This window comes from Archangium minus, from assembly GCF_044360475.1.
Classification (GTDB): Bacteria; Myxococcota; Myxococcia; order Myxococcales; family Myxococcaceae; genus Archangium; species Archangium minus.
Genome location: NZ_CP043494.1, coordinates 3,488,295 through 3,511,688, shown reverse-complemented (window position 1 = coordinate 3,511,688; position 23,394 = coordinate 3,488,295). Strand labels below are relative to the sequence as shown.

Below are 23,394 nucleotides of genomic sequence, written 5' to 3'. Positions count from 1 at the left end.
CTCAGAAGCTCCCCTTGACGCCGAGGACCGGGAGGATCGGGATGCCAGGCACCTCGAAGAGCTCGCGGTAGCGGTAGTCGGTGAAGGTCGCCTCCACGTTGGAGGCGTTGTAGACGTTCTGCACATCGATGTAGGCGGAGAGCGTCCAGCGCTGGAAGAGCCAGCTCTTCTCCAGCCGCACGTCCAGCTGGTGGAAGGGCGTGAAGCGGATGGAGTTGGCCTCGCCGTACGTGCCCTCGAAGCCGTTGCGATCCACGTCGTAGACGTCGAAGACGTGCTGCAGCGGCGTGGTGGGCCTGCCGGTGACGTAGCGCATGCGCGCGCCCACCTCAAAGCCATACGGCAGCCGGTAGCTGGCCACCGCGGTGAGGATGTGCGTCTGGTCAAACGTGGTCAGGCGGTAGTCGTTGCCCCCGATACGCCGCTGCTCGGAGCGGTTGAGGGTGTAGGCCAGCCAGCCGAAGAAGTTGCGCGTCACCGCGTGCCGCAGCATCACCTCCATGCCGTAGGCGCGCCCCAGGCCCCGGTTGCCGTACTGGTAGCGCGTCTGCGTGCCGTCCGCGTTCACCACCGCCTCACCCGGAGAGACGACCAGGTCATAGCGCCGGTTGTAGTAGCCCGTGACGTCCACGCTGAGGGCGTCCGTGAGCTGATGCTCCACGCCCAGGCTCGTCTGGAAGGCCCGCTCGTGGTTGAGGTTCGGGTTGCCCAGCGGCGCGGGCTCCAGGTTGAACGCCTGGGGCGGCTGGCTGTAGAGGCCCACGCTGCCCTTGAGGGCCGTCTTCTCCGTGGGCTGATAGCGCGCCCACAGCCGCGGGTCGAAGACGACGCGCTGTTGGCCATAGATGCGGGCATAGGTGGCGCGCACGCCGGGCGTCAGCGACACCGGCCCCCACTTGAGGTCCAGCTCTCCGTAGAGCGCGCCATCGAAGGCGTTGACCGTCCGCTTGAGCTGCTGCAGCTCCGCCTTGGGCTCGGCGCCGGGGAAGGCCGGGTACTGGACGCCACCCAGGACGGGCAGTTGGCCCTCGGCCACCGTGTGCTCGAAGCGCGTGTCCGCGCCGACGCGAGCGGTGAGCCAGGAGTTGAGCTCCAGCGAGAGGTCCTCGCGCCCGCCAATCGACCAGATGTTCGCGTCGAGGTTCGTCTCGCCGAAGCCGAGGCTGGCCAGGTCATAGCCCGCGTACGGGGTGAACACGGAGGTGAGGTTGCCGAGGCGATACGTCCAGTTGCCCGTGACGCGGTGGAAGAGCGTGTGCGCGTCCACGGTGACGTCGCGGTTGCGTCCGCCGCCAGTGGCCACCACGTTCAGGAGGTCGTCCGAGCCGAAGGCCATCACGTACCCGCTGTGGCGTCCGGCGGCTGCGGGCTCGCCCCCGCGCTTCCCTCCGAAGTCCATGCGCACCTGGTAGTCCCAGTAGCGCGGCAGCACGAGCAGCGTTCCCCCCTCGGGGTCCTCGGGCAGAACGAAGGGCAGGAGCGCGTCCACGTACGAACGCCGTGCGGCGGCGGCGACGGAGATGCCGTCGGTGACAGGGGCCTCGACGAAGAAGCCCGAGTCCAGCAGGTCGATCTTCACCGAGCCGTGCAGCGTGTCGCTGGCCCCCTTGCGCGTGGCCACGTCCACCGCGCCGCCCACCGCCCGGCCGTAGCGAGAGCCGAAGCCGCCCGGGTAGAAGTCCACGCGATCGATGAACTCGGCGTTGAGCACCGAGGGTCCGCCGCCCAGGTGATAGAGGAGCGGCACCTGCACGCCGTCGAAGAAGGTGAGCGTCTGGTCCGGCGCCGCGCCACGCACGATGAGCTGCCCGGAGATGAGGGGCGCGCGCGCCACGCCAGGCAGGTTCTGCACCACGCGGATGGGGTCTCCGAAGGTGCCCGGTACCTTCTGCAGCTCCTGGCGCTCCAGGGTGCGGCGCACCACCTCCTTCTTCTCGCGCACGCCGCGCACCACCGTCTCGAAGCCCGGGGCCTTGGGCAGCAGGTAGAAGATGACCTCCGTCGTCTCGTTCGGAGCGAGCGTCTCCTTCGTGGTGAAGAGATGGTAGTCGTTGGCCACCACGCGCACATCACACTCGCCGGGCGCCACCCGCAGGGTGAAGCGGCCCTCCTCGTCTGAGAGGGCCTCGGGGGCCTCCGGCTCATCCCCGCAGCGCACCGTGGCTCCACCCACGCGCGAGCGGCTGCCCCGCTCCAGCAGTTGCCCGGTGAGGGTCGCCTGCGGAGGAGGCGGAGGCGGAGCGGACTCCTCCGGCTTCGGCGGCTGGAGGACGAAGTTGTAGACGTACTGAATTTGAATGGGGGCCGGCACACCATCGACCTCGGCCGGGGAGAACTGGAACTGCCGCACCGCCGCGAGCGCCGCCTCGTCGAAGCCATCACCGACGGGCGTCACCACCTGCGCGTCGGACACCGCGCCCTTCTCGTCAATGGTGACGAGCATCTCCACGGAGGCCGTCTTGCCAATCGCCGCAGCCTCCGGCGGGTAGACGGCTTCCACGAAGTGGAGGAGCTCGGGTGCCTTCGTCAGCACCGGGGTATGGACGCCAGCGTCCACCTCTTCCCTGCGCGCGCCGTCGTAGGACTGGGCCCACGCCTGCACGGAGGAGAGGGAGAGAACAGCGAGGAGCAACCAGAGGGCGGAGCGGATCGGAGCCACGGTGGGGGCGCATGCTAGCGGAAAACGCCCCCGGGCGGCTTCCAGAGTAGATAGCCCCGAGCGAGCAGCCACGCGTCCGTGACAAGGCCCTCCATGCGCGTCGCCAGCCGGAGGACGGAGTGGTGGAAGGCCTCGGGAGGCTCCAGCGGGCCCGCCTCGCGAGCCTGCTGCCAGGCCTCCATCCACTGGGCGAAGAAGGCGTGGATGGGCTCTCCGGGCTTCACCCGGCGGCGAAAGTCCCGGGGCAGCCAGTCGCGGAAGAGGACGGGCGCGAAGCCGCGGCTGAAGTCGGTATGGAACAGCAGGGCCTCGCGCGAGAGCCCCTCTGGGACACGCCGGAGCAGGTGCGCCACCAGCACAGCCCCGGACGTGTCCGTGCTGCCCTCGACGAGGAGCCCTCCCTCCAGCAGCGCCCCGCCCAGCGTCTGGTGAATGCCGGACACCTCCTCGGGGCGGTACCCGCGCAGCAGGTTCATGGCGCGGATGAGGCGGACGGTCTCCCCAGGCCGCAGGGGCAGGTCAAAGCCACCCTGTCGAAAGTCGGTGAGCGCGTCGGCATGTTCTTGGGCGGACTCCACGCGCTGGGGCTCCAGTTCCACGCCCACCACGGGAAGCCCCGGGTTGAGCTCGCGGAAGGCCTGAGCGCTCTCCAGCGTGGTCCATGGGTGCTCGCCGAAACCGAGGTCCACGAAGGCGGCCCGCGCCCACGAGCCCTCGCTCCGGGTCAGCAACTCGCGCTCCTGGTAGAGCAGGTACGCGTCGAGTGATTGAAGGCGCCCGTGAGAGGTACGTCCTCGAGTCTTCCTATCCAGGGAGGTCATGAGCAGGCCCCGGGTTTATATTTTCCCGGCCATGCCCGCCACGACCCAGCCCATCCGGTGGACACAGCAGCAGCCCGCCCCCGCCGCCCTGGCGGAGCGGGTGGAGTTCCTGCTGTGGGTGCCGCCCAAAGCCTCCATCACGTGGGAGCATGAGGTCATCCCCGACGCCAACGTGGACCTGCTCCTCGAGCTGTCGGACGAGCGCTGTCGGGCCTTCCTCTACGGGCCCCTCACACGCTCCATCCATGTCCCGACACAGGCTGGATACGGCTACTTCGTTGTGCACTTTCATCCGGGGGCGATGCCCCGCCTCGTGGACGCCAGCCCCGCCGAGCTGGTCAACGGCGCAGTGGAGCTGAAGGAGATTGGAGGCATCTCCCTGGACACGCTCGGGGAGCGGATGCTGGCCGCCGGTTCACTGGAGCCGATGTGCCAGGTGCTCACTCCCCTCCTGCAGCGGGTGCCCTACCCACCGGGTGACAGCTTCGACCGGGCCTTGCGACACATGCTCGCCCGGCCGGAGACCTTGCGCCCGGGCGCTCTGGCAGATGCACTCCACCTCAGCACGCGGACGTTGCAGCGGGCCTTCAAGGAGCGCGTGGGCTTCTCCCCGGGGACCTATGCCCGCATCACTCGGCTCCAGGAGGCCCTGTCGGCCCTGCGCGAGCACCCCACCCGCTCCATCTCCGAAGTGGCGCATCGGGTTGGCTACGCTGACCACGCGCACATGACACGGGAGTTCCGCGAGCTGACGGGCCGAACCCCGAGCGACTTCCGCCAGCCAGCCTCAGCCCCCACACCTGTCGCATTCGTTCAAGCGCCAGGGGAGGTCCGCCACGTAACTTCCGGACCATGACGACACACACCCTTCGGGTCACCGAGTGCCATGGGACGCCGCGCCAGATCGGCCAGCAATGGGGAGAGGCGTGTCGCGAGAGCCTGCGCGCCTCGGTCGAGAACCTCTTCCTCGCCTTGTCCGCGAGCCCCTTGAGCGCCTCACGGGAGGACGCGGTGCGCACGGCGCTGAAGCTGGAGGCCAACGTCCGCGCCTTCGCGCCAGAGGCGCTCGAGCTCATCCGGGGACAGGCCGAGGGCGCCGGGCTCCCCTATGAGGAGGCCTTCGCGCTCCAGTGCATGTTGGAGCTGGCCATCCATTACGCGCAGCTTGGCAGCATGTGCACCTCGCTGGCCCTCACCGGCGAAGCCACCGCAGACGGCCAGGCGATCCTCGGGCAGACGATCGACTGGAACCCCCAGGCCCGGATGGACCTGCTCCGCATCCGCCACGCGGACGGACGCGAGCAGCTCTCGCTGTGCCTGGACGGCTCGCCGTACTACCACCTGAACAGCGATGGGGTGGGCAACTGCGCCAACCTCACCCTCGTGGCGCCCAGGCCCTGCCCTTCGCTGGTGCCATTGAGCGTGTACGTCCCCAAGGCAATGCGTCAGCCGAGCCTCTCGGCCGCCCTGGAGGTGCTCGTCACAGCGGCGCGGGGCTTCGGCTACTACCACCTCGCAGACGCGCACGGACGCGTGGTGGGCATCGAGAGCACATACGACGACCACGTCCTGCTCCAGCCGGAGCGCGGGGTCATCGTCCATGCGAACCACTACCAGTCCGAGCGCTTCCGCGAGCAGGACGTCACCCACCAGTTCGTGCCCTGCACCTTCAAGCGCAAGGAGCGCATCGCGGAGCTGGTGGACGCCGGGCACGGCAAGCACACGCCCGAATCGGTGATGCGGATGCTCGCGGACCACGGCACCCCCGAGGGTTGCATCTGCCTGCACGACACGCCCCCCTCGGCCGGGGCCATGCCGCGGGAGACGAAGGCCACGGTGGTGATGGCACCGGCGCGCCGCACCCTGTGGGTGGCGTCGGGGCCCGCCTGCCGCGAGCCCTTCACCGAGTTCCGCCTTTGAGCGCCTGCGGAGACCGGCGCTCCGCTCGCTTGCCTGGACGCGAAGATTTCGTGCCTCTCGGGTCTTTCCCAGCGGGGCTTGTACGGACCCGGCGTACAGCTGCCGATTCATCTCCCGAGAAGAAGCACTGCGAAGAAGCACTGCGAATGGGGTCGGAGACAGGATACACTCCTGGGATTCAAGTTACCCAAAGGGGGGACTCCGTGATCGCGACCGCTGCGCTCCAGGCCAATCAGCCCGAGTTCGAGTTCCAGATCGGCCCCCACGCCATGGGCGAGCTGGCCGTCGTGGGCTTCGAGGCCGACGAGACGGTCTCTCAACCGTACTCCGTCGAGGTCACCCTGGCGGCGCCTCCGGACGTGGACGTGGACGAGAAGGCGCTGCTGGGCCAGAACGCGCTGCTGATGGTGCAGCTCGGTGATGGGACGGCGCGCTTCTTCAACGGCATCGCGTCTCGCGTGGTGCGCTGGGACGCCAACCGAGGACCGGAGCGCCAGCGCTACCGCGTCACGGTGGTGCCCCGCCTGTGGACGCTCCGGCACACCCGGAAGAGCCGCATCTTCCAGGAGATGACCGTCCCGGACATCGTCCACAAGGTCCTCAATGAGGGCATGGTGGAGCACGAGCTGAAGCTCAATGGCTCCTACGCCAAGCGCGACTACTGCGTGCAGTACCGCGAGTCCGACCTCGACTTCGTGTCCCGGCTGCTCGAGGAGGAGGGCATCTTCTACTCCTTCGAGCACACCGAGGACGGGCACAAGATGGTGCTCAACGACGCCTCGCTCACGTGCTCGGCCATGGCCGGCGAGGCGAAGCTCCTCTTCCGCGAGCGCAGCAAGATGGTGGCGGAGCAGGAGTCCATTCACGAGTTCGCCGCGCGGCTGGAGATTCAGCCCGGCGCCGTCACCCTGCGCGACTTCGACTTCACCCGGCCCGCGCTGGACCTCACCACCGACAACGCAGCCGACGACGGTGAGGCCGCGCTGGAGATCTACGACTACCCGGCCCGCTACGAGGATGCCGGCGTGGGCAAGGCGCTCGCCAAGGTGCGCATGGAGGAGCTGCGCGCGCGCACGAAGATGGTGACGGGTGCCAGCAACTGCCGGCGCCTGCTGGCGGGCCACACCTTCGAGCTGGCCGACCACCCGATGGCCGCGCTCAACAGCAGCTACCTGCTCATCTCCGTGAGGCACTCGGGCAGCCAGCCGGAGGTGCTCACCCACGGGCAGGCGGCGTATGAGAAGCAGGAGGGCTACCGCAACGAGTTCGTGTGCATCCCCGCGTCGGTGCCCTACCGCCCGCCACGCGCCACGCCCCGTCCGACCATCGCGGGCGCCCAGACGGCCATCGTCGTGGGTCCCTCGGGCGAGGAGATTCACACCGACGAGCACGGCCGCATCAAGGTCCAGTTCCACTGGGACCGCGAGGGCAAGAACAACGACAAGAGCTCGTGCTGGATCCGCGTGAGCCAGGCTTGGGCGGGACCGGGCTGGGGCGCGCTGTACCTGCCCCGCATCGGCCATGAAGTGGTGGTGGAGTTCCTCGAGGGCGACCCGGACCGGCCCATCGTCACCGGCAGCGTCTACAACGGGCAGAACCCGACCTCCATCTCGCTGCCCGACAACAAGACGCAGAGCACCCTGCGCTCCAGCTCCAGCCCCGGCGGCAACGGCTTCAACGAGCTGCGCATCGAGGACGCGGCGGGCGAGGAGGAGATCTACCTTCACGCTCAGAAGGACTTCAACATCGTCGTCGAGAACGACAAGACGCAGATGGTGGGCGGCAACGAGACACTGCTCGTCAAGAAGGACCGCAGCCGCACCATCGAGGGCAACCAGTCGCTCGAGGTGAAGAAGAACGACGACACCGTCATCGGCGGCAACCAGACCCTCGAGGTCGTCAAGGATCGCTCGACGACGGTGACGGGCAACCACACCGAGTCCGTGGTGGGAGACCAGTCCATCTCCGTGAGTGGCAACCAGAGCGTGACGGTGGCGATGGCCTCCGCGGAGACGGTGGGCCTGGGGAAGATGCTGAACGTCGGCGGCGCCTACGCCGTCACGGTGGGCGGAGCGCTCAACCAGTTGGTGGGCGGCCTCAAGTCCGAGCAGGTGGGCGGTGCCAAGGTGGAGGTGGTGGGCGCGAAGAAGTCCGAGACGGTCAAGGGCTCGCGCACGCTGCAGGTCGGTGGAGATCTCTCCGAGCAGGTCGACAAGAACCGCACCCTGAAGGTGGAGAAGGATCTGCTGGTGAGCGTGGGCGGCAAACACAACCACGCCGTCAAGGACAGCTACACGCTGTCCGCCAAGGAGATCTCCCTGGTGGCGCAGGATCAGTTCACCCTGAAGGTGGGCTCGGCGACGTTGCAGGTGAAGAAGAACGGCGACGTGGTCATCAAGGGCGCGAAGATCGAGGTCACCGCCAGCGGTGACGTCGTCATCAAGGGCTCGAAGATCTCCGAGAACTAGCAGGGAGCCGGAAGACCATGACGTCACCCACGAATCCATCGGCGGCGAGGAACCCGGAGTCCGCGGAGCAGCAGGAGCCCATCTGGGGGACCCGGTTGGGCTGGCTCATCGGCAGCGATGCCGACGGCCACTTCCTGGTGGACTACGACGGCAACCGCGCGGGCCCGCTGGTGGCGCGGAGAACCATCACGCTCGAGCCGGCGGAGCTGAAGGACGCCATCGCGACGCGCCGGAAAGCGGTGCTGCTCTTCGAGAACGGGGACCCGCGCCTGCCGCTCGTGGTGGGCATGGAGCAGGTACAGAGCCCCACGCCGCTGACGGACGCGGTGCTGGAAGCCTCGCTGCCCGCTCCGGTGGCCCAGCAGCCGCTCGAAGCCCACGTGGACGGCAAGCGGGTCGTCATCGAGGGCAAGGACGAGATCGTCCTCCAGTGCGGCCAGGCCAGCATCACCCTGCGCCGCAACGGCAAGGTCGTCATCAAGGGGACCTACGTCGAGTCCCACGCGTCAGGCACCCAGCGCATCAAGGGTGGCTCGGTGCAGATCAACTGACGGAGCGCGCGGAGGGGGGACGGAACCGGTAGAGCGCGGCGGGCTTCGAGGCCGTCCGCCGCACTCCCGGCGCCTTCTCCAGCACCCCATCCTCGATGAGCCGCGCCACCTTGCGACGGAAGTTGCCTGGATCCTGCGGCTCGCCCTTCACCGCGGAGAACACCGTGCGCAGCTCCGGAATGGTGAAGGTCTCCGGCACCAGCGAGAACGCCAGCGCCGACGTGTCCAGCTTCTCCCGCATCCGCTCCAACGCCACCCGGAGGATGTCCTCGTGGTCGAAGGCCAGCGCACCCGCGCTCAGCCCCGCTACCGGCTCCCAGCACGTCGCCGCCGCGTCTCCGCCCGCTCGCACCCGCTGCGCCAGCTCCGGCCTCACCAGCGCGTAGTACGCCACCGAGAGCACCCGCATACGGGGATCCCTCCCCGGCCTGCCGAACGTGGCGAACTGCTCCAGCAACACGTCCGCCGCCCCCAGCCCCGTCTCCTCCTCCAGCTCGCGTGCCGCCGCTACGTCCAGGTCCTCGCCCTGGTCCTCCACCCCATCGCCCACCCGCAGGAAACCACCCGGCAGCGCCAGCTTCCCCTCGAAGGGAGGCTCGCCCCGGCGCACCAGCAGCACGTTCAACGCGCAGTCCACCAACGTCAGGATGACCAGGTCCACCGCCACCGCCGGGCGCGCGTACGCCCCCAGCGCCCTGCGGGCCTGGAGCACTTCCGGAGATCTCACATGTCCAACGGGTCGGTGGTCCGCACCACCTTCATCCCCGCCTCCCGGAACGTCCGCATCGCCTCGTTGGCAACGCGCGGGAAGTCCAGCCCCGGCGGCAACGGGTCCAACGGCGGCGCCGGCACCGGGCTCATCGCGTCCTCGAGGATGTGGATGCGCCCCATCTTCGAGCGATCCGTCGCCTCGATGTGCTGCTTCAGGTCCAGCAGCGTCGACAGCACGCAGTGCGACTTCGCCTGCCCGAAGACGTACACCCGATCGAACGTGAGCAGATGGTCGAAGAGGTCCTGGTTGAACTCGCCCACCTTGCGCCCCGACACCTCCGTCACCTCGGGCGCCAGCACCGAGTAGTTCTCCGTCAGCGGCTCCTCGCCCTTCTGCTCGAAGCGCGTCTGCGTGTCGCGAGCCACCGAGTGGAAGAGGCTCGCTTCCATCACCGACGGCAGCAGTGCGTGGCTCAGCCCTCCGAGCAATGCGTGGTACGGCCACACCGTCAGCACGTACTTCCCCGTGGCCTCCAGGCGCTCGCAGTAGGCCAGGCTCTCCTCGGGGTGGCGCGTGGCCCGCCACTTCCCCGCGCGAATGTCCGCCGCCAGGATGGGCGTCATCGGCGCCGGCGGCCGGCCCTCCGCGTCCTGCCACCACGCCGGGTGGAAGATCTGGAAGACGCGGTGCGTGTCCAGCGAGAACACCAGCCCGGTGATGCGGTCCAGGTGCGCGTACAGCCAGCGCAGCGTGCGCTGCGTGTCCTCCACCGCGCCCGGGACGAAGAGGCTCGCCTCGGGCTGGCAGAACGCCACCTGCACGTCGATACCGAAGGCGGCGATGCGCACGCGATCCTCTCGCGCCGGCTTCACCTTGTGCGTCACCGCGAAGCGTCGGGCCTCCTCGGTCACCTGCGCGGCTCGCTCCAGGAACAGCGAACCCACGCGCTTGTCGTCATGGAATTCGGGAAGGGGCAACGGCATGGCGTCCTCCAGGGGACTTCAAGAATGGTGCGCGGCGCTCTTTGGGAAGTGCCGGTGGCGCAGCTCGTCCACCAGGGCCTGCGTGGCCGGCGTGTACGCGACACGGAGCTCCCCGGTAGCGGGCGCGGGAATGGCAGCGGCGGCCTCGGGCGTGGCGCCGGAGAGCAGCTCATAGCCTTCGGGCACCGGCTCGCCCTCCTGCCCGATGAGCCCGATGGGCCCCGAGCCACTCCGGCGCCGGAACACCACCGGCACGCCCGGGATGCTCTGCTTGCCCTCGGCCAGCTCGTTGCCGAACTTCATCGTCGGCTGGTGGCCCGTGCGCGCCAGCTTGTACACCGCCGCCACCCGATCCCTCGTGTAGGGACACACCATGGTCCGCGCCACGATGAAGCCGCCGTAGCCGTAGAACTGCTTCGAGGGCTCCCAGCCGTACTGGTGACGCAGCGCCTCGAACTCGCGCGTGGCCTGCGCGTCCAGTCCGTCTTCCAGGATGAGCACCGGCTTGATGCCCTCCTCCTTCGCCCGCGACACCGCCAGCGTGTACTGCTTCTTCTTGTCTCCCGAATCGAAGCGGATGGAGTCCCCCGCGTGAGGGTCTTCGTGGACGAGCCGGAAGGCCGACGGCAGGCCCGAGCTCAGCGTGTCATAGGTGTCCAGCAGGTAGCTGGAGCGCTCCGGCCGCCGCTCGCGGATGGCGCGGAAGGCCGCCTCGTCCGAGCCGTAGCGCTGCACGTGCTCGTGCCCCATGGTGCCCACCGGAATCATCCCCAGCTTCTGCGCCAGCAGCACGTTGCTGGTGCGCATCACGCCGGCGTCCTTGCAGGCCCTCAGAGCGATTTCATGCTGCTCCAGGCACGTGGCCGCGCGCAGGCCCACCTCGAAGATGCGGCTCGGGTCCTTCACCGCCTCCACCAGCTCGCGCACCACCGCCATCACCCGCGCGTAGTAGCCCTCGGCGTCCACGGTGATGGGCACCGGCTTCACCCCCACCGCGTCCAGCGTCTCCAGGGCGATGCGCTTCTCTTCCTCGCACGACAGCACCGCGAGCGCCTTCGCCAAAGCCTCACGGTCCGCCAGCGCCTGCGTGGCAATCTGGATGCGGAAGTTGAGTTGCAGGAGCAGCGGCTCCAACCACGACACCATCGCCGAGGGTCCCGTCACCGAGAACACCGGCTCCCGCGCGTAGAAGCGCGTGCCCTTGGGCAGGGCCCGGATGACCAGCTTCTGCTTCTGCTGGATGGCCGCCTTGAAGCCCGCGCCCATCTCGTAGCTGTTGCGAGCCAGGTAGGCGTAGTCGCTCTCGGCCGGCTCCGGGAGCAGGCCCCGCACGTAGGACTCGAGGTCCAACGGCACGACCTGCTGCCCGCCCTTGCGGTGTGAGTAGTAGAACGTCTCCCTGCGCAGCGGCCAGCCAGCCTCCGCCATGCTGAACTTGTAGCCGTCCGTCGCGAGCAGCGAACTCCCCATGGTGTGCCTCCCGCCGAGCAATCTAACGAGCGAAGAAAGAGTCGGCAACACTCTTTCTGACATGGGAGTCAGGTAAAGAGGCGAAGGGTGCTTGAATCGGCGCCGTGAAGCCGGACTCCCGCCGACTGCTGCTCTTCCTCGTCCTCAGCCTCGGGCTGCATGCCGGGCTGTGGCTGTGGATGGAGACACGGCACACCCCGCTTGAGGAAAAAGGGACCGCTCCGGCACCCGCCCAGGCCACACTCCAGTTCGTTGAGGTGGACGTGGCGCCCCCACCCGAGCCTCCGAAGTCCGAGCCTCCGAAAGCCCCACCCCCGAAGCCACCCCGGGCCTCGCCGCCACCTGAACTCGCACAGGCGCCGAAGAGCCCCCCACCCGCGCGAGGCGAAACGAGGCCTCCACCCGCCTCGCCGCCCACACCCGCCGAGGTCCCCACCTCCACCGCGGGTGACATGCCCCTCGCGGACGCGCCCCGTGCCGAGGGCCTCCGACTGGGCCCTTCGCGGCTCCTCCCCTCCCCCTCACTGTCGTGGAGCCCCGACAAGGGCGTCGACGTGCCGGACGCGGGCGTGCCCGTCCCCTCCACGCCGGAGGAGAAGGTGGCGGACATGGTCATGGAGGGCGTGCGCCGCGGGAAGGTGGATCGCGGCCTGGTGCACCCCTACTTCTCCGACCTGGGCAAGTCCCTGCTGAAGCACTGGGACGCCGAGCGCGCCGTCTCCGCCAAGGGCCTCCAGGGCTTCCTCGACCAGACCCGCGGCAATTCGAAGGAGTGGATGCGCGTCTGGTCGGATCGCGCCGCGGCCTACGCCAACACGGGCTCACCGCTCGACACGGACACTCCGGAGGCCAATGACCGGCTGCCGCCTGGAGGAGACCCTTCGCTCGAGGCCCGCCGCTCCCTGCGCCGGCAGATGAAGGAGCAATTCCGAGCCACCCGCCGCGCCACCGTGCGCGTGGTGCAGGACACCGAGGGCCGACTGCTCAACGTGGAGCTCGTCACCCCCAGCAACGACGCCCAGGTGGACCGCGAGGCGATCGCCGACATTCGTGCCGCCGCCCAGCGCCTTCCCGTTCCTCCTCCCGAGGCCCTCCAGGGCCGCACGCGGCTCGTGAGCCTGTGGCAGATCGAGCTCATCGTCTCCATCAGTCCGCCCGTCCCCACACTCAGCGTTGAATTCGACGCCGAGATGAAGCTCACGGACATGCGGATGCCGCTCGACCGCCGGCTCTACAAGCGCGTGCGACTGCTCGAGGTGCGCTAGCCCTTGCGGCCGCGGGACTTGCGCGCCGGGGCCTGCCCGTACACGCGCTGGTAGTCCTTCATGCTGCGCTTGATGACCTCGTGCGCCTCGGAGCGATCGTACATCTCGACGATCTCCACCGCGCGCTTCGCCTCACTGGGAATCTGCTTGTAGGTGAGGAAGTAGTGCTTGAGGCGCTCCACGAGCGTGGTCGGCAGCTGCGCCACGTGCTGCAGCGCCCCGAAGACAAGGTCCGACTCCAGCACGGCGATGATCTTGTCGTCGGCCTCGTCGCCGTCGACCATGCGGAAGCCGCCCACCGGCACCGCGCGCACCAGCAGCCCGCCGGCCGGAATCACCTTCTCCGTCAGCACGCAGATGTCGAGCGGATCCCCATCGCCCTTGATGTCCCGGTTGCCGGTGCGCTCGGCGCAGCGCTTCGCCACCAGCTCGTCGCAGAACGTCTGGGGGATGAACCCGTAGAGCGTGGGGCACTGGCTGGAGAACCGCTGCGGGCGATCGATACGGAGGAGGCCCGACTCCTTGTCCAGCTCGTACTTCACCGTGTCGGTGGGGACGATCTCGATGTACGTGGTGACGACCTCGGGGGTCTCGTCGCCGGGGGCAATGCCGTGCCAGGGGTGTGCCTGGCAACTGTGGATCTGTGGCTTCTTGGTGGCCATGTCACTTCACATCCCAAGCGCCATGCGCGCCCAGGGTCCTTCACTTCAAACGAATTCGTGCGCCGGAAAGAGGAGGACATCCGAAATGGCCTCCACACCCAGCAACAACATCAAGATACGGTCCAACCCCACGGCGATCCCCGCCGAAGGCGGCATGCGCCCTACCGCGTCAAGGAACCGCTCGTCCAGTGGGTAGACGGATCTGCCCGTCATACGCCGGAATTCCTGTTCTTCAAGCAACCGAGCTCGCTGTTCCACCGGGTCCGTCAGCTCCGAGAAGCCGTTGGCCAGCTCCAACCCCTTGGCGTACAGCTCCGTGCGCTCGGCCACCGAGGGGTCTCCCGGCTTGAGCCGCGCCAGCGAGGCCATCGAGGCGGGGTACTCCGTCAGGTAGGTCGGTCGCTCCCAACCCAATGTCCCTTCCACCTTCTGCAGGAACAGGTGGAAGAACACATCATCGAAGCTGGTGGCGTCCCCGGTGCGCACCCCGGCTGCCTCCGCCGCCCGCTTCAGGGAGGGGCCGTCCGCACAGGCCCTCAAGTCGATGCCCGTCGTCCGGAGCACCGCGTCCCGCACCGACAGCCGCTCGTAGGGCGTGCGGGTGAAGAAGCCATCGCCCCCCACCGTCCGGTCCGCCTCCGCCAGCGCCCCCTCCAGGTCCGCCATGATGGCGTGGTAGTCCGCCTGGGGCCGGTAGAACTCCAGCATCGTGAACTCGGGGTTGTGGGTCCTCGAGACCTCCCCGTTTCTGAATACCTTGCAAATCTGGAAGAGGGGGCCTGAGCCATCCGCGAGCAACCGCTTCATGGCGTACTCGGGGCTGGTGTGCAGGTAGAGGGTGCGGCGCTGGCCCACGTCCGTCTCGGGCACGAAGGGTGACTCGAAGGCGGTGATGTGGGGCTCCATCCCTGGCGTGGGGACGAGCAGCGGCGTGTCCACCTCCAGGTAGCCAAGTTGGGTGAAGAAACGGCGGAGGGCTCCGTAGAGTGCCTGCCGGGCGGCGGCCGAGCGCCACTGGAGTTGATTGGGCATGAGCGGCGCGGAAGTTACATTGCGCGTCCCATGCGCCCAAGGCTTCCCGCACTCGTCCTTCTCCTCGGTCTCAGCTCCCTCGGCGGGTGCGCCACGACCAGGTCCGCCTCTCCCCCGCTCACGGAGGAGCAGAAACTGGCCGCCGAGGTGGCCCGGCTCGCCGCGGAAGCCGAGGACCTCCTCAAGTCGCAAGATCTGCTGGTGTGGCGCTTCTGGGCCGAAGGGGCCCGGGCCGACATGGCCTCCACATATGTCGGCAAGGAGGCGCTGTTCAGCCTCGACAACATCCGGAAGATCGATCGGCTGCGCCAGCGCACCACGGACGCGCGCGAGCTGCGCGCCCTCACCGCGCTCCAGTCGCACTTCGCGGGCGAGTACCTGTCGCAGCAGCTCGCCGAGGTGAACGACGCCATCGCCAACCTGGAGGCGTCCCTGACCTTCCAGGTGGACGGCCGCGAGGTGCGTTGGCGAGACCTGGAGCGGCTGCTGGCCAACGAGCGCAGTGCACCCAGGCGCAAGGCCCTCTACGTCGCGGCGACACCCGCGCTGGAGCGACTCAACCCGCTCATCCACCGCCGGGAGCAGCGGACGGAGGAGCTGGTGCGCGAGCTGGGCTACGCCTCGTACGAGGCCTTCGGCGGCGAGCTGCGTCAGGCGGACCTGGGACGGCTGGGCCTGCTCGCCGAGGAGGTGCTTCAGGCCACCGAAAAGCCCTACAAGGAAGTGATGGAGCGGCTCGCCCAGCGCGAGCTGGGGATGCCCTTCACGAGCCTCACTCGGGCGGACCTCCCTCGGCTGTTCCGCCCGCGCGAGGTGGATGGCTTCTTCCCCAAGAGCGAGCTGCTGCTGCGCGCGCACGGCACTCTGTCGGGGATGGGCATCGACCTGGGCGAAATGAAGAACGTGCGCATCGACGCGCGCGACGATGTGAAGCGCAAGAACCCGCGCCCGCTGACGCTGGGCATCGAAGTGCCCAAGGACGTGCGGCTGTCGGTGCGGCCCATCGAGGGAGCACTGGAGCAGGCTCGGCTGCTGCACGAGTTCGGCCACGCGCTGCACTATGCCTTCACGAAGGAGGCCCGCTTCGAGCTGGCCAAGCTGGGCAACCCCACCGTCACCGAGGCCTATGCGGCCCTCTTCGAGGACCTGTCGGAGGACCCGGTGTGGCTGGAGGAGCACGCGGGGCTGTCGGGCAAGGACCGCGCCTCGTACCTGGCGGCGACGAGCGCCCACAAGCTGTTCCTCATCCGCCGCGCCGCGGGCAAGCTGCTGTACCAGCTCGCGCTGCACCGGCAGCAGGAGGAGGTGGACCCCCGCGAGCTGTACAGGACCCTCCTCGAGCGCGTGGATGAAATGCCGGCGACGGACGATGACGTCGCTCGCTACCTGGTGGACCAGGAGGACTTCTTCCAGTCCGCGGACAACTTCCGCGCGTGGTTCCTCGCGGGCCAGCTCCAGGGGCAGCTCAAGGCGCGCTTCGGCCCGTCCTGGTGGCACGAGCCGGATGCCGGCAAGTTCCTCAAGGAGCTGTGGGCCCACGGCAATGCGCTCTCCGCCCGCGAAGTGGCCGAGGCCATGGGCGAGAAGGGCATCTCCCCGGATGTGCTGCTGCTGCGGCTCGGCGCCACGCTGGGCGTGCCCATCAAGCTGGATGCCCGTGAAGACAACGGGACCTCGAAGCCCACCGCCCCGGCCTCCCCGGAGAACACCCCGGTGGCCCCCGAAGCCCCGGCACAGGAGTCCGCTCCGGCGGAGGAGGCCCCCGTGACTCCTGCCCCCGAGCCCACTCCCGCCACGCCGGCTCCGGCTCCGACACCTGCTCCGGCGGCTCCGTCCTCGGCGTCCAGGACCTCGAAGGTCTCGAAGCTTCGCAAGCCCCAGACCCGGCACGCTCGCTCCGCGAAGGTCACGAGCCCCAGGAAGAAAGAGGGCTCTCGTCCGCAACACGGACAGAAGACTCGGGGCAAGAGGACCCACTGACTCCACTCAGTCGGGCGCGCTGATACACGAAGGCCCCCGCCCTGAACACGGACGGAGGCCTCGGGGTACGGCGTTTGAACTCTCTACCCTCACCCCGTCCCTCTCCCAGAGGGAGAGGGGGTGGGGCTACAGCAACTTCATCAGCTCAGCGCGCTTGGCGTTGTACTCGTCGTCCGAGAGCACTCCCGCGTCCTTCAGCTCCTTGAGCTCCTTCAGCCGCTGCGCCGGGCTGCGCGTGTCCGCCGGGGCCGCCGCCTGCGGAGGAGGCTGTTGCTGCTGCTGGTAGTTCTGCTGATTCTGCTGCTGCTGGTTGGCGAACATCTGGGCCATGCCGAAGCCCATTCCCATCCCCATGCCCTGCAGCGCGCCATCCGAGCCGCCACCGCCCTTGGCCATGCCCTCGGACGCACCCAGCATCGCCTGACCCTGTGCGTACTGCTGGAAACCGCCCGCCAGACGCGAGTACGCCACGTCCTTCGACAGCTTCTTCAGCGTCGCCTCGTCCTCCTCCTTGATGCTGACGTGGAAGTTACCCATCCGCACCACGGTGAGGCCGTAGGTGTCCACGTGAGGCTTGAGACCCGCGATCACCTCGGTCTCGATCTCCTCCGTGTACGCGCCGCTCGTCACGTCCAGCAGCGGCCAGCGCTTCTTCACCAGCAGCTCGGCGATGCGATCCCGCGTCACCTTGAGCACCTGGCCCTTGAACCAGCCCAGGAAGTCCGCGTTGCTCGTGCGGCCCATGCCCACCAGGCCCACCACCAGCTTCTCCGGCTCCGTCACCCGGATGGAGAAGTCGCCGTACACCATCGTGCCAATGCCCAGCCCCGTCTCCGGGTCGCGCACGTCACCGATGGGGCCACCGAACTTCACGCCCGTGAACTCGCGCGTGGAGACGAAGAACACCTCGGCGATGAACAGGTTGCCGCCGGTGAACCCCTCCAACAGGCGCGACAGGAACGGGATGTTACTGGTGTCCAGCTGGTGCCGCCCCGGCCCCAGCTTGCCCTCCACCTTCCCGTCCTTCACGAAGAGCGCGACTTCGTCGGCATCAACGGTGAGCTGGGTGAGCATCCGGATGTTCTTCTCCGGATACTTGTAGACAATCTCGCCCTTCGCCTCATCGGCGCGCGCGATGAAGTTGCGCTTCGCCTCGTCCTTGATTCCACCGAAGAATCCCATCGTGCTTTCGTCGCCTCCTAGAGACCGCGTCGACACCGGGAGCCCAACGCCGCCTATCCCTCTAACGCATAGCGACCGGGCCCATTGCATGCCCGCCGATCGCACTGCCCCCGGCCTGCTCCCCGGGAACATGCCAGAGGTTCCGCACCCTTGGCCAGTCAACCCGGCATGGGGTTGTCCGCTTGGCTACCCCCAGCGGCTGATAAGGCGCTCGCGCTCCAGTAGCCGGACGCTGGCCCAGAGAAGCACCGCGTCAAGCAGCAGCACCACCGCGCCCTGGAGGGCATAGTAGGCCAGCCCGGCGTTCAGGAACCCGGCCACCTGGCCCGCCACCAGCCCCACGAGCGGCAGCACCACCAGGGCGGAGAGCTGCTGGGCCGTGCGCGCATCGGCCACGCGCGCGGAGATGAGCACCGCCACGCCGTTGCCGAAGAAGGCGAACAGCGGCGCCAGCACAATCACCCCGAAGAGCCACAGCGCGTTGGGCATGATCAGGCCCTGGCCCAACGGCCACGCCACCACGTCCACCCCCACGCACAGCAGCGCGAAGGCCACCCAGGTAATCAGCACCGCGGGCACCAGCGAGGCCAGGCTCTTGCCCGCCACCAGCTCCACCGCCGTCACCGGCGAGGCCAGCAGCGGCTCCAGCGTGCGCCGCTCCTTCTCCCCCGCCACGCTCTGCGAGGAGATGAGGATGGGGACGAACACCGGCATCACCAGGAACATGCCGAACCAGTCCAGCAGGGTGCGCTCCACCAGGAAGCGCCCCGCGTTGGCGTTCAGGGGCAGGCTCGGGTCGTAGAAGAGGGCGAGCACCCGCAGGTTGGTGTCGTCCGGATCCTGCACGTAGGTCCAGACGACGATCATCGGCACCACCACGAGCACCATGGGCAGCGCCGCCATGGCGAGCAGCAGCGGCAGGTTCCTGCGCAGGTCCAGGAAGTCCTTCCAGAAGACGGCCAGCGCACGCCGGGGATGGAACGCCATGCTCACACCCTCCCCTCGCGGATGAGCTCCAGGTAGACCTCTTCGAGAGGACGCTGGGCCGGCACCGCGCTGTGCACGCGCGCCCCCGCGCCCACCAGACACGCCACCACGTCCGGGGCGTGCGACTCGTCCGCGAGCATCACCCGCAGCCGCGCGCCCTCAGCGAGCACGTTGGGCGCGAACGGCAACGCGGCCAGCGCCGTGACGAAGCGCTCGGCCTCACCCTCGACCTTCACGTCCAGCGCGCTGCCCGCGCGGCGCAGCTCGTTCAACGGGGCCATCGCCAGCAACCGTCCCTTCACCACCGCCACCCGCGTGCACAACCGCTCCACCTCGGCCAGGTTGTGCGAGCACAGCACGATGGTGCGCCCCTCCGCCGCCAGCTCCGCCACCGCGTCACGCACGGTGCGCGCCGACTCCGGGTCCAACCCGCTCGTGGGCTCGTCCAGGAAGATGACCTTGGGGTCGTGCACCAGCGTGCGCACGATGGCCAGCTTCTGCCGCATGCCCTTGGAGAAGCTTCCGCAGGGATCGTTCTCCCGGCCCGCCAGCCCGAAGCGCTCCAGATAGGCGAGGGCACGCGGCCAGACCGCGCGCTCGTCCAGCTCGTGCAGCTTCATGAAGAAGCGCAGGTTGTCGCGCGCGCTGAGCCGCTCATAGAGCCCGGGTTGCTCAGTGAGCAGACCCACCACGCGGCGCAGCGACTCGCCATCCGTGCGCACCGAGTGGCCCCAGACGTGCGCCTCGCCCTCCGAGGGCTGGAGGAGCCCGGTGAGCATGCGCACCGTGGTCGTCTTCCCCGCGCCGTTGGGCCCGAGCAGGCCGAACACCTCGCCCGGGCGGACGTCGAACGTCAGCCCCTCCACCGCGGTGCGCGCGCCGAAGCGCTTGGCGACCCCCTGGACGGAGATGCCGCTCAATCGATGCTCACCAGGATGAACTTGTTGTTGATGTCGCGATCGATGACGGTGATGACCTTGTCGGAGCCCGCGGCCTGCCGCAGTACGCCGAGCCGGTTGTGCTCCACCAGGGCCCACTCGCGGCCGGGCTGCGCCACGAAGGGCTTGAGCTTGGCCGGCTCGCGGATCTGCTTCACCTGGTTGCGCGAGTAGAAGGTCTCTCCGCGCCAGTTCATCATGAAGGCGGTGATGGGCTCGTCCGGCTTGCGCTGGGCGTAGTAGCGCCAGAACAGGTCGCGCTGCGTCCAGTGGTGGGACAGGTCCACCCAGTGGCCCCAGTTGAACCAGAGGGCGAAGCCGGCCGCGAGCGCCCAGAAGGTGCCGTACAGCATCACCCGGGCACGCTGCAGCGCCGCTACCACCGCCAGGCCACCGGCCACCGTGAAGACAAAGCCCAGGGCCATCTTCACGTTGACGGGCGAGGACAGGGACTTGAGGAGCGAGTCACTCGCGGCCGGGACGCGGAAGCCGCGCACCGCGGACATCGCGCCCACCAGCAGCAGGGCCGAGGCGAAGAGCCACAACGACGTGCGCGCGTCCACCGACGCCCGAGAGGCCTGCCACGCCACCCAGGCGCCCACGAGGAACAGGGCCACACCCATCACCGGCGTGGCGGGCACGTCGCGCATGGCCATGGGCACGAAGAAGGCCGCGCCCACCGCCAGGCACAGCAGCGCCACCGCGCGCGAGTGCACCGAGGCGCCGGACTTCGTCTGGAACACGCCCACCGCGAGGTAGGCTCCCACGGAGAGCAGCACCAGCGTCATCAGGTCGCCCACCCACAGCGGGCGGGAGGCGAACATGGCAATGGGCTTGGTGACGAGCTCGGAGGGGTACGGCCGGTCGTAGTTGTAGACGAAGAGGTCGGTGAAGTTCTTCGGGTTGTTGGCCAGGTCATGGCCCACGAGGATGAAGAGGACGAGCCCGAAGACGAGGCTCATCACGTGGGCGGAGATGCCCTCCTCCCACAGCTTGTTCACGAAGAGGGCGATGAGGACGGCCAGGCCCGGCAGCACCGGGAAGACGTAGTGGTGGAACTTGGTGGCCGAGGAGGCCAGCAGGGTGAAGGAGAAGGCCACCCACAGCGCGGCGATGAGCGCCAGGTGGTCCGCCTTGTCGCTCGAGCGAGGCCGCAGCTGGGACACCAGCGCGAAGGCCCCCGGCAGCAGCGCCACCCAGGGGAAGATGCCGAAGCCACCCTGCTCGATGAAGTAGATGAAGGTGCCGCCCGGCGTGGTGGTGTGCACGCCCGCGCTCAGGCGATTGAGGTGGTCGTGGATGAAGAAGCGGTACCAGAAGAGCTTGCCCTCGTCGTCCACGCCATTGAAGAGGCTCAGCACCAGGTACCAGGGCACGGCCACCGCGAAGAACACGAGGATGCCGGTGCCCAGCTTCATCTTGTACATCTGCCCCCACAGCACGGGCATGGGCTGCTTGCCCTCGCGGACCTCGGCACGGAAGGAGCCCTCCAGCAGCCAGCGCAGGTGCGCGTTGAGGCTCGCCGCGTCGTAGGGGATGACGGCGAAGAGCGCGTAGAGGACGAGGATGACGGCCGGCAGGCCCACGCCCAGCAGACCCTTGGCCAGGGTGGACAGGCCCGCGAAGACGTAGAAGGCGTACCACCAGCCGGCGCGGTGCTTCGTGGTGTCGTCGAGCTGGCCGATGATCGCGCACGCCATGGCGCACACCAGCGTGGTGACAAAGGGCGTGTCCGTCACCGTCTGCCGGGTGAGCAGGAAGTAGAGCGGCATGGTGGCCAGCACGAAGCCCGTGGCCAGGCCCGCGCGCCGGTTCACCACACGCGCCACCGCCAGCGACAACAGTGATACCGCCGCGATGCTCAGCAGCGCGAAGGGCATCCGCATGCCCCACTCGGTGTAGAGGCCCAGCGCGCCCTCGGTGCGCATCGAGCCCACCACCTGCATCCCCAGCGCCTGCATCCACATGGTGAGCGGCGGCTTGGAGAAGAACCACGCGTTCTCCCAGTAGGGGAACACGTAGTCACGGCGCTGGATCATCTCGCGGCCCACTTCGCCGTAGTGCGGCTCCCAGCAGTCCCACAGGCCCACCGCCCCCAGGTAGGGGATGAAGAGCAGCGCCGCGAAGGCGGCCGTCGCCAACGCCACGCGCAACGATGGATCCAACGCCATCCAGCGCTTCGCCCACGACTCCTGGTGGATGCCCTTGCCGAGGATGGCCTCGGTGAAGGTCTGCGGCTCCTGCTCAGCTCCGTTGCTCGACACGGGGAAACACGCCTCCGTCCGCATGGGCCCACGCTCCTGGCGTGGGTCGCGGCCTTATATCCCTGCCTCCCGCTCCGGTCGACCTCCGCCAGAGCCTGACGCCGTGCAGTCTGCCGCGCATCGTGCCCGGAACTGCACACCTGTCTGCACACCGACTCCCTGCTGGCTCGGTCTCCAAGCGAGGGCATGTGTCTTGAACCCAGCGGGCCCAACCCTCCCCGCACACAGCGGGGCCCCTGGGAGGCCCAGCACATGATGACTGCCGCGCTCCTCGTTCTCCTGCTCTCCCAGACCGGAGACCCCGAGGCACCGGGAGAGGTCCAGCCAGCCCCCACGCAGGACACTGCGGCGCTCGCTGCCCCGGAGTCCCCCCTGCCCGTCATGCGCCAGGGGGAGCACGCCGTCTGTGCCTCACTCAACCCCACTCCCCAGGTGCCCTCGGGCCAGTACCGGGTGCAGTGCGATGCGATGACCCGACGCTGTCTCGCCGCCCCCACGCATGAACTGGATGCAGATGGCTCGGAGAGCAACCGACCCCTCGAGCGCGTCTCGTCCTGCCATGAGAGCCCCGAGTACATCCACGAGCGTGTGGCGGAGGGCTACACCTTCGTACCCGCCATCGCCGAGACGCCTCCCGGCTGGTACCGCGACGAGCGCGGCCGGGTGATGCAGTTCAACTTCGACCTGCACCGGCGCGTCTGGCTGGGTGGAGCGTGGGCGCCCCTATGGCGCGAGGGCGAAGAGCGCACCCTGTCACGAGGCCGAGTGGACTTCGGCATCGTCAATGAGTTCCCTCGGGGCGAGAAGCGACTGCACCGCCTCACCTGGCTCGACACGGAGCTGATCCTCGGACAGCAGTCGTCGCTCGAGGCCACGCTGCTGCGCTACGACAACAACGTCTGGCAGGACTCACCGCTCATCCGGGTGACCACCTTCCTCGGCGAGCCCCGCCGCCATGACTTCACCTTCGACATGGGCACGTGGCTGGAGGTGCTTCGCCTGGAGACGATCCGCCGCGCGGGCACGGAGGCCGTCTTCTACACCTTCATCGCCGGGCACCTGACGTTGGACCTGTGGCACTCGAGGGAGCTCTCCTCGTATGTGCGCGTGCGCGCGGGTCCCTCGGTGGAGTACGACCGCACCCACCACTTCTTCATGCTCGTCCCCGGCGCCGCCTTCGAGGGCGACTTCACCCTCGATGCAAACGGCTTCCACCACCTCACCTTCAGCGCCGAGGCGGAGAAGCTCTTCCTCGGCCATGAGGTGGACGGACGCCCACCCGAGCCGGAGCGGCTGCGAGTGCGCGCTGGCTACGAGCTCATCCTCCTGGCCATCAACGACCAACCCTTGAGCCTCGTGCTCGATGGGCGTGGCCAGTGGCGGAGTGACCTCGTGGACGTGCCTCCCGTCTGGGAGTGGTCCGTCCACACGGGACTGCGCTTCTCGCTGTGGGCACCCGCCCGCCGCTCCGCGCCTGTGGCGACCTCTCGCTAAGGAGGG

18 protein-coding genes are annotated in these 23,394 nt (G+C 68.6%); 7 read left to right on the top strand and 11 right to left on the bottom strand.

Annotated features, from left to right (window positions below):
* Nucleotide 1: 1 nt before the first annotated feature.
* Together F0U60_RS14425 and F0U60_RS14420 are read right to left on the bottom strand one after the other, a co-directional pair.
* The gene (locus tag F0U60_RS14425; protein ID WP_395819481.1) at nucleotides 2-2,659 is read right to left on the bottom strand and encodes a TonB family protein; all 2,658 of its coding nucleotides are present in this window, start codon (nucleotides 2,657-2,659) and stop codon (nucleotides 2-4) included.
* Nucleotides 2,660-2,673: 14 nt separating this feature from the next.
* Complete coding sequence (locus F0U60_RS14420; protein WP_395819479.1) at nucleotides 2,674-3,480, bottom strand: methylase; 807 nt, start codon at nucleotides 3,478-3,480, stop codon at nucleotides 2,674-2,676.
* Nucleotides 3,481-3,511: 31 nt separating this feature from the next.
* Here F0U60_RS14420 and F0U60_RS14415 point away from each other — a divergent pair, with 31 nt between their 5' ends.
* The 4 genes from F0U60_RS14415 to F0U60_RS14400 all read left to right on the top strand — a co-directional run bounded on the left by F0U60_RS14415 (nucleotide 3,512) and on the right by F0U60_RS14400 (nucleotide 8,419).
* The gene (locus tag F0U60_RS14415; RefSeq protein WP_395819476.1) at nucleotides 3,512-4,336 is read left to right on the top strand and encodes a helix-turn-helix domain-containing protein; all 825 of its coding nucleotides are present in this window, start codon (nucleotides 3,512-3,514) and stop codon (nucleotides 4,334-4,336) included.
* Nucleotides 4,333-5,400, top strand: a complete 1,068-nt coding sequence (locus tag F0U60_RS14410; protein ID WP_395819473.1) for a C45 family autoproteolytic acyltransferase/hydolase — start codon at nucleotides 4,333-4,335, stop codon at nucleotides 5,398-5,400. Before F0U60_RS14415 ends, F0U60_RS14410 begins: the two co-directional genes overlap by 4 nt.
* Before the next feature lie 203 nt (nucleotides 5,401-5,603).
* The gene (locus tag F0U60_RS14405; protein ID WP_395819471.1) at nucleotides 5,604-7,868 is read left to right on the top strand and encodes a type VI secretion system Vgr family protein; all 2,265 of its coding nucleotides are present in this window, start codon (nucleotides 5,604-5,606) and stop codon (nucleotides 7,866-7,868) included.
* Between the two features lie 17 nt (nucleotides 7,869-7,885).
* On the top strand, nucleotides 7,886-8,419 hold the full coding sequence (locus tag F0U60_RS14400; RefSeq protein WP_395819469.1) for a DUF6484 domain-containing protein: 534 nt from the start codon (nucleotides 7,886-7,888) through the stop codon (nucleotides 8,417-8,419).
* On the opposite strand, the gene F0U60_RS14395 is transcribed toward F0U60_RS14400, so the two are convergent.
* From F0U60_RS14395 to F0U60_RS14385, 3 genes are read right to left on the bottom strand one after another with little or no spacing between them, the layout of a single operon-like run.
* Complete coding sequence (locus tag F0U60_RS14395; protein ID WP_395819465.1) at nucleotides 8,412-9,146, bottom strand: NUDIX domain-containing protein; 735 nt, start codon at nucleotides 9,144-9,146, stop codon at nucleotides 8,412-8,414. The two genes, F0U60_RS14400 and F0U60_RS14395, sit on opposite strands and share 8 nt — an antisense overlap.
* Nucleotides 9,143-10,114 carry a nicotinamidase gene (locus F0U60_RS14390; protein WP_395819462.1) on the bottom strand — a complete coding sequence of 324 codons (972 nt, stop codon included), beginning with the start codon at nucleotides 10,112-10,114 and terminating at the stop codon, nucleotides 9,143-9,145. The genes F0U60_RS14395 and F0U60_RS14390 overlap by 4 nt, the downstream gene beginning before the upstream one ends.
* A gap of 18 nt (nucleotides 10,115-10,132) precedes the next feature.
* Entirely contained in the window at nucleotides 10,133-11,584 is a 1,452-nt protein-coding gene (locus tag F0U60_RS14385) for a nicotinate phosphoribosyltransferase (RefSeq protein WP_395819459.1), read from the bottom strand.
* A 104-nt stretch (nucleotides 11,585-11,688) separates the two neighbouring features.
* On the opposite strand from F0U60_RS14385, the gene F0U60_RS14380 reads away from it, so the two are divergent.
* Entirely contained in the window at nucleotides 11,689-12,849 is a 1,161-nt protein-coding gene (locus F0U60_RS14380; RefSeq protein WP_395819457.1) for an energy transducer TonB, read from the top strand.
* Here the strand turns inward: F0U60_RS14380 and F0U60_RS14375 are convergent.
* Together F0U60_RS14375 and epmA are read right to left on the bottom strand one after the other, a co-directional pair.
* Nucleotides 12,846-13,511, bottom strand: a complete 666-nt coding sequence (locus F0U60_RS14375; protein ID WP_395819454.1) for an inorganic pyrophosphatase — start codon at nucleotides 13,509-13,511, stop codon at nucleotides 12,846-12,848. The genes F0U60_RS14380 and F0U60_RS14375 overlap by 4 nt on opposite strands.
* A gap of 45 nt (nucleotides 13,512-13,556) precedes the next feature.
* A complete protein-coding gene (epmA, locus tag F0U60_RS14370; protein WP_395819451.1) occupies nucleotides 13,557-14,543 on the bottom strand; it encodes an EF-P lysine aminoacylase EpmA in 987 nt (328 codons plus the stop codon).
* Between the two features lie 30 nt (nucleotides 14,544-14,573).
* On the opposite strand from epmA, the gene F0U60_RS14365 reads away from it, so the two are divergent.
* Nucleotides 14,574-16,523, top strand: coding sequence for a chromosome segregation protein SMC (locus F0U60_RS14365; RefSeq protein ID WP_395819448.1), 1,950 nt, complete (start codon nucleotides 14,574-14,576; stop codon nucleotides 16,521-16,523).
* A gap of 126 nt (nucleotides 16,524-16,649) precedes the next feature.
* Here the strand turns inward: F0U60_RS14365 and F0U60_RS14360 are convergent, their stop codons facing one another.
* The 4 genes from F0U60_RS14360 to F0U60_RS14345 all read right to left on the bottom strand — a co-directional run bounded on the left by F0U60_RS14360 (nucleotide 16,650) and on the right by F0U60_RS14345 (nucleotide 21,894).
* Nucleotides 16,650-17,705: an SPFH domain-containing protein gene (locus F0U60_RS14360; RefSeq protein WP_395819446.1), complete on the bottom strand. Its 1,056-nt coding sequence runs from the start codon at nucleotides 17,703-17,705 to the stop codon at nucleotides 16,650-16,652.
* A 186-nt stretch (nucleotides 17,706-17,891) separates the two neighbouring features.
* On the bottom strand, nucleotides 17,892-18,692 hold the full coding sequence (locus F0U60_RS14355) for an ABC transporter permease subunit (RefSeq protein WP_395819442.1): 801 nt from the start codon (nucleotides 18,690-18,692) through the stop codon (nucleotides 17,892-17,894).
* Nucleotides 18,693-18,694: 2 nt separating this feature from the next.
* Nucleotides 18,695-19,612: an ABC transporter ATP-binding protein gene (locus tag F0U60_RS14350; protein ID WP_395819439.1), complete on the bottom strand. Its 918-nt coding sequence runs from the start codon at nucleotides 19,610-19,612 to the stop codon at nucleotides 18,695-18,697.
* The gene (locus F0U60_RS14345; RefSeq protein WP_395825247.1) at nucleotides 19,609-21,894 is read right to left on the bottom strand and encodes an ArnT family glycosyltransferase; all 2,286 of its coding nucleotides are present in this window, start codon (nucleotides 21,892-21,894) and stop codon (nucleotides 19,609-19,611) included. Before F0U60_RS14345 ends, F0U60_RS14350 begins: the two co-directional genes overlap by 4 nt.
* Nucleotides 21,895-22,146: 252 nt before the next feature.
* Here F0U60_RS14345 and F0U60_RS14340 point away from each other — a divergent pair, with 252 nt between their 5' ends.
* Nucleotides 22,147-23,388, top strand: coding sequence for a hypothetical protein (locus F0U60_RS14340; RefSeq protein ID WP_395819437.1), 1,242 nt, complete (start codon nucleotides 22,147-22,149; stop codon nucleotides 23,386-23,388).
* Nucleotides 23,389-23,394: the final 6 nt, after the last annotated feature.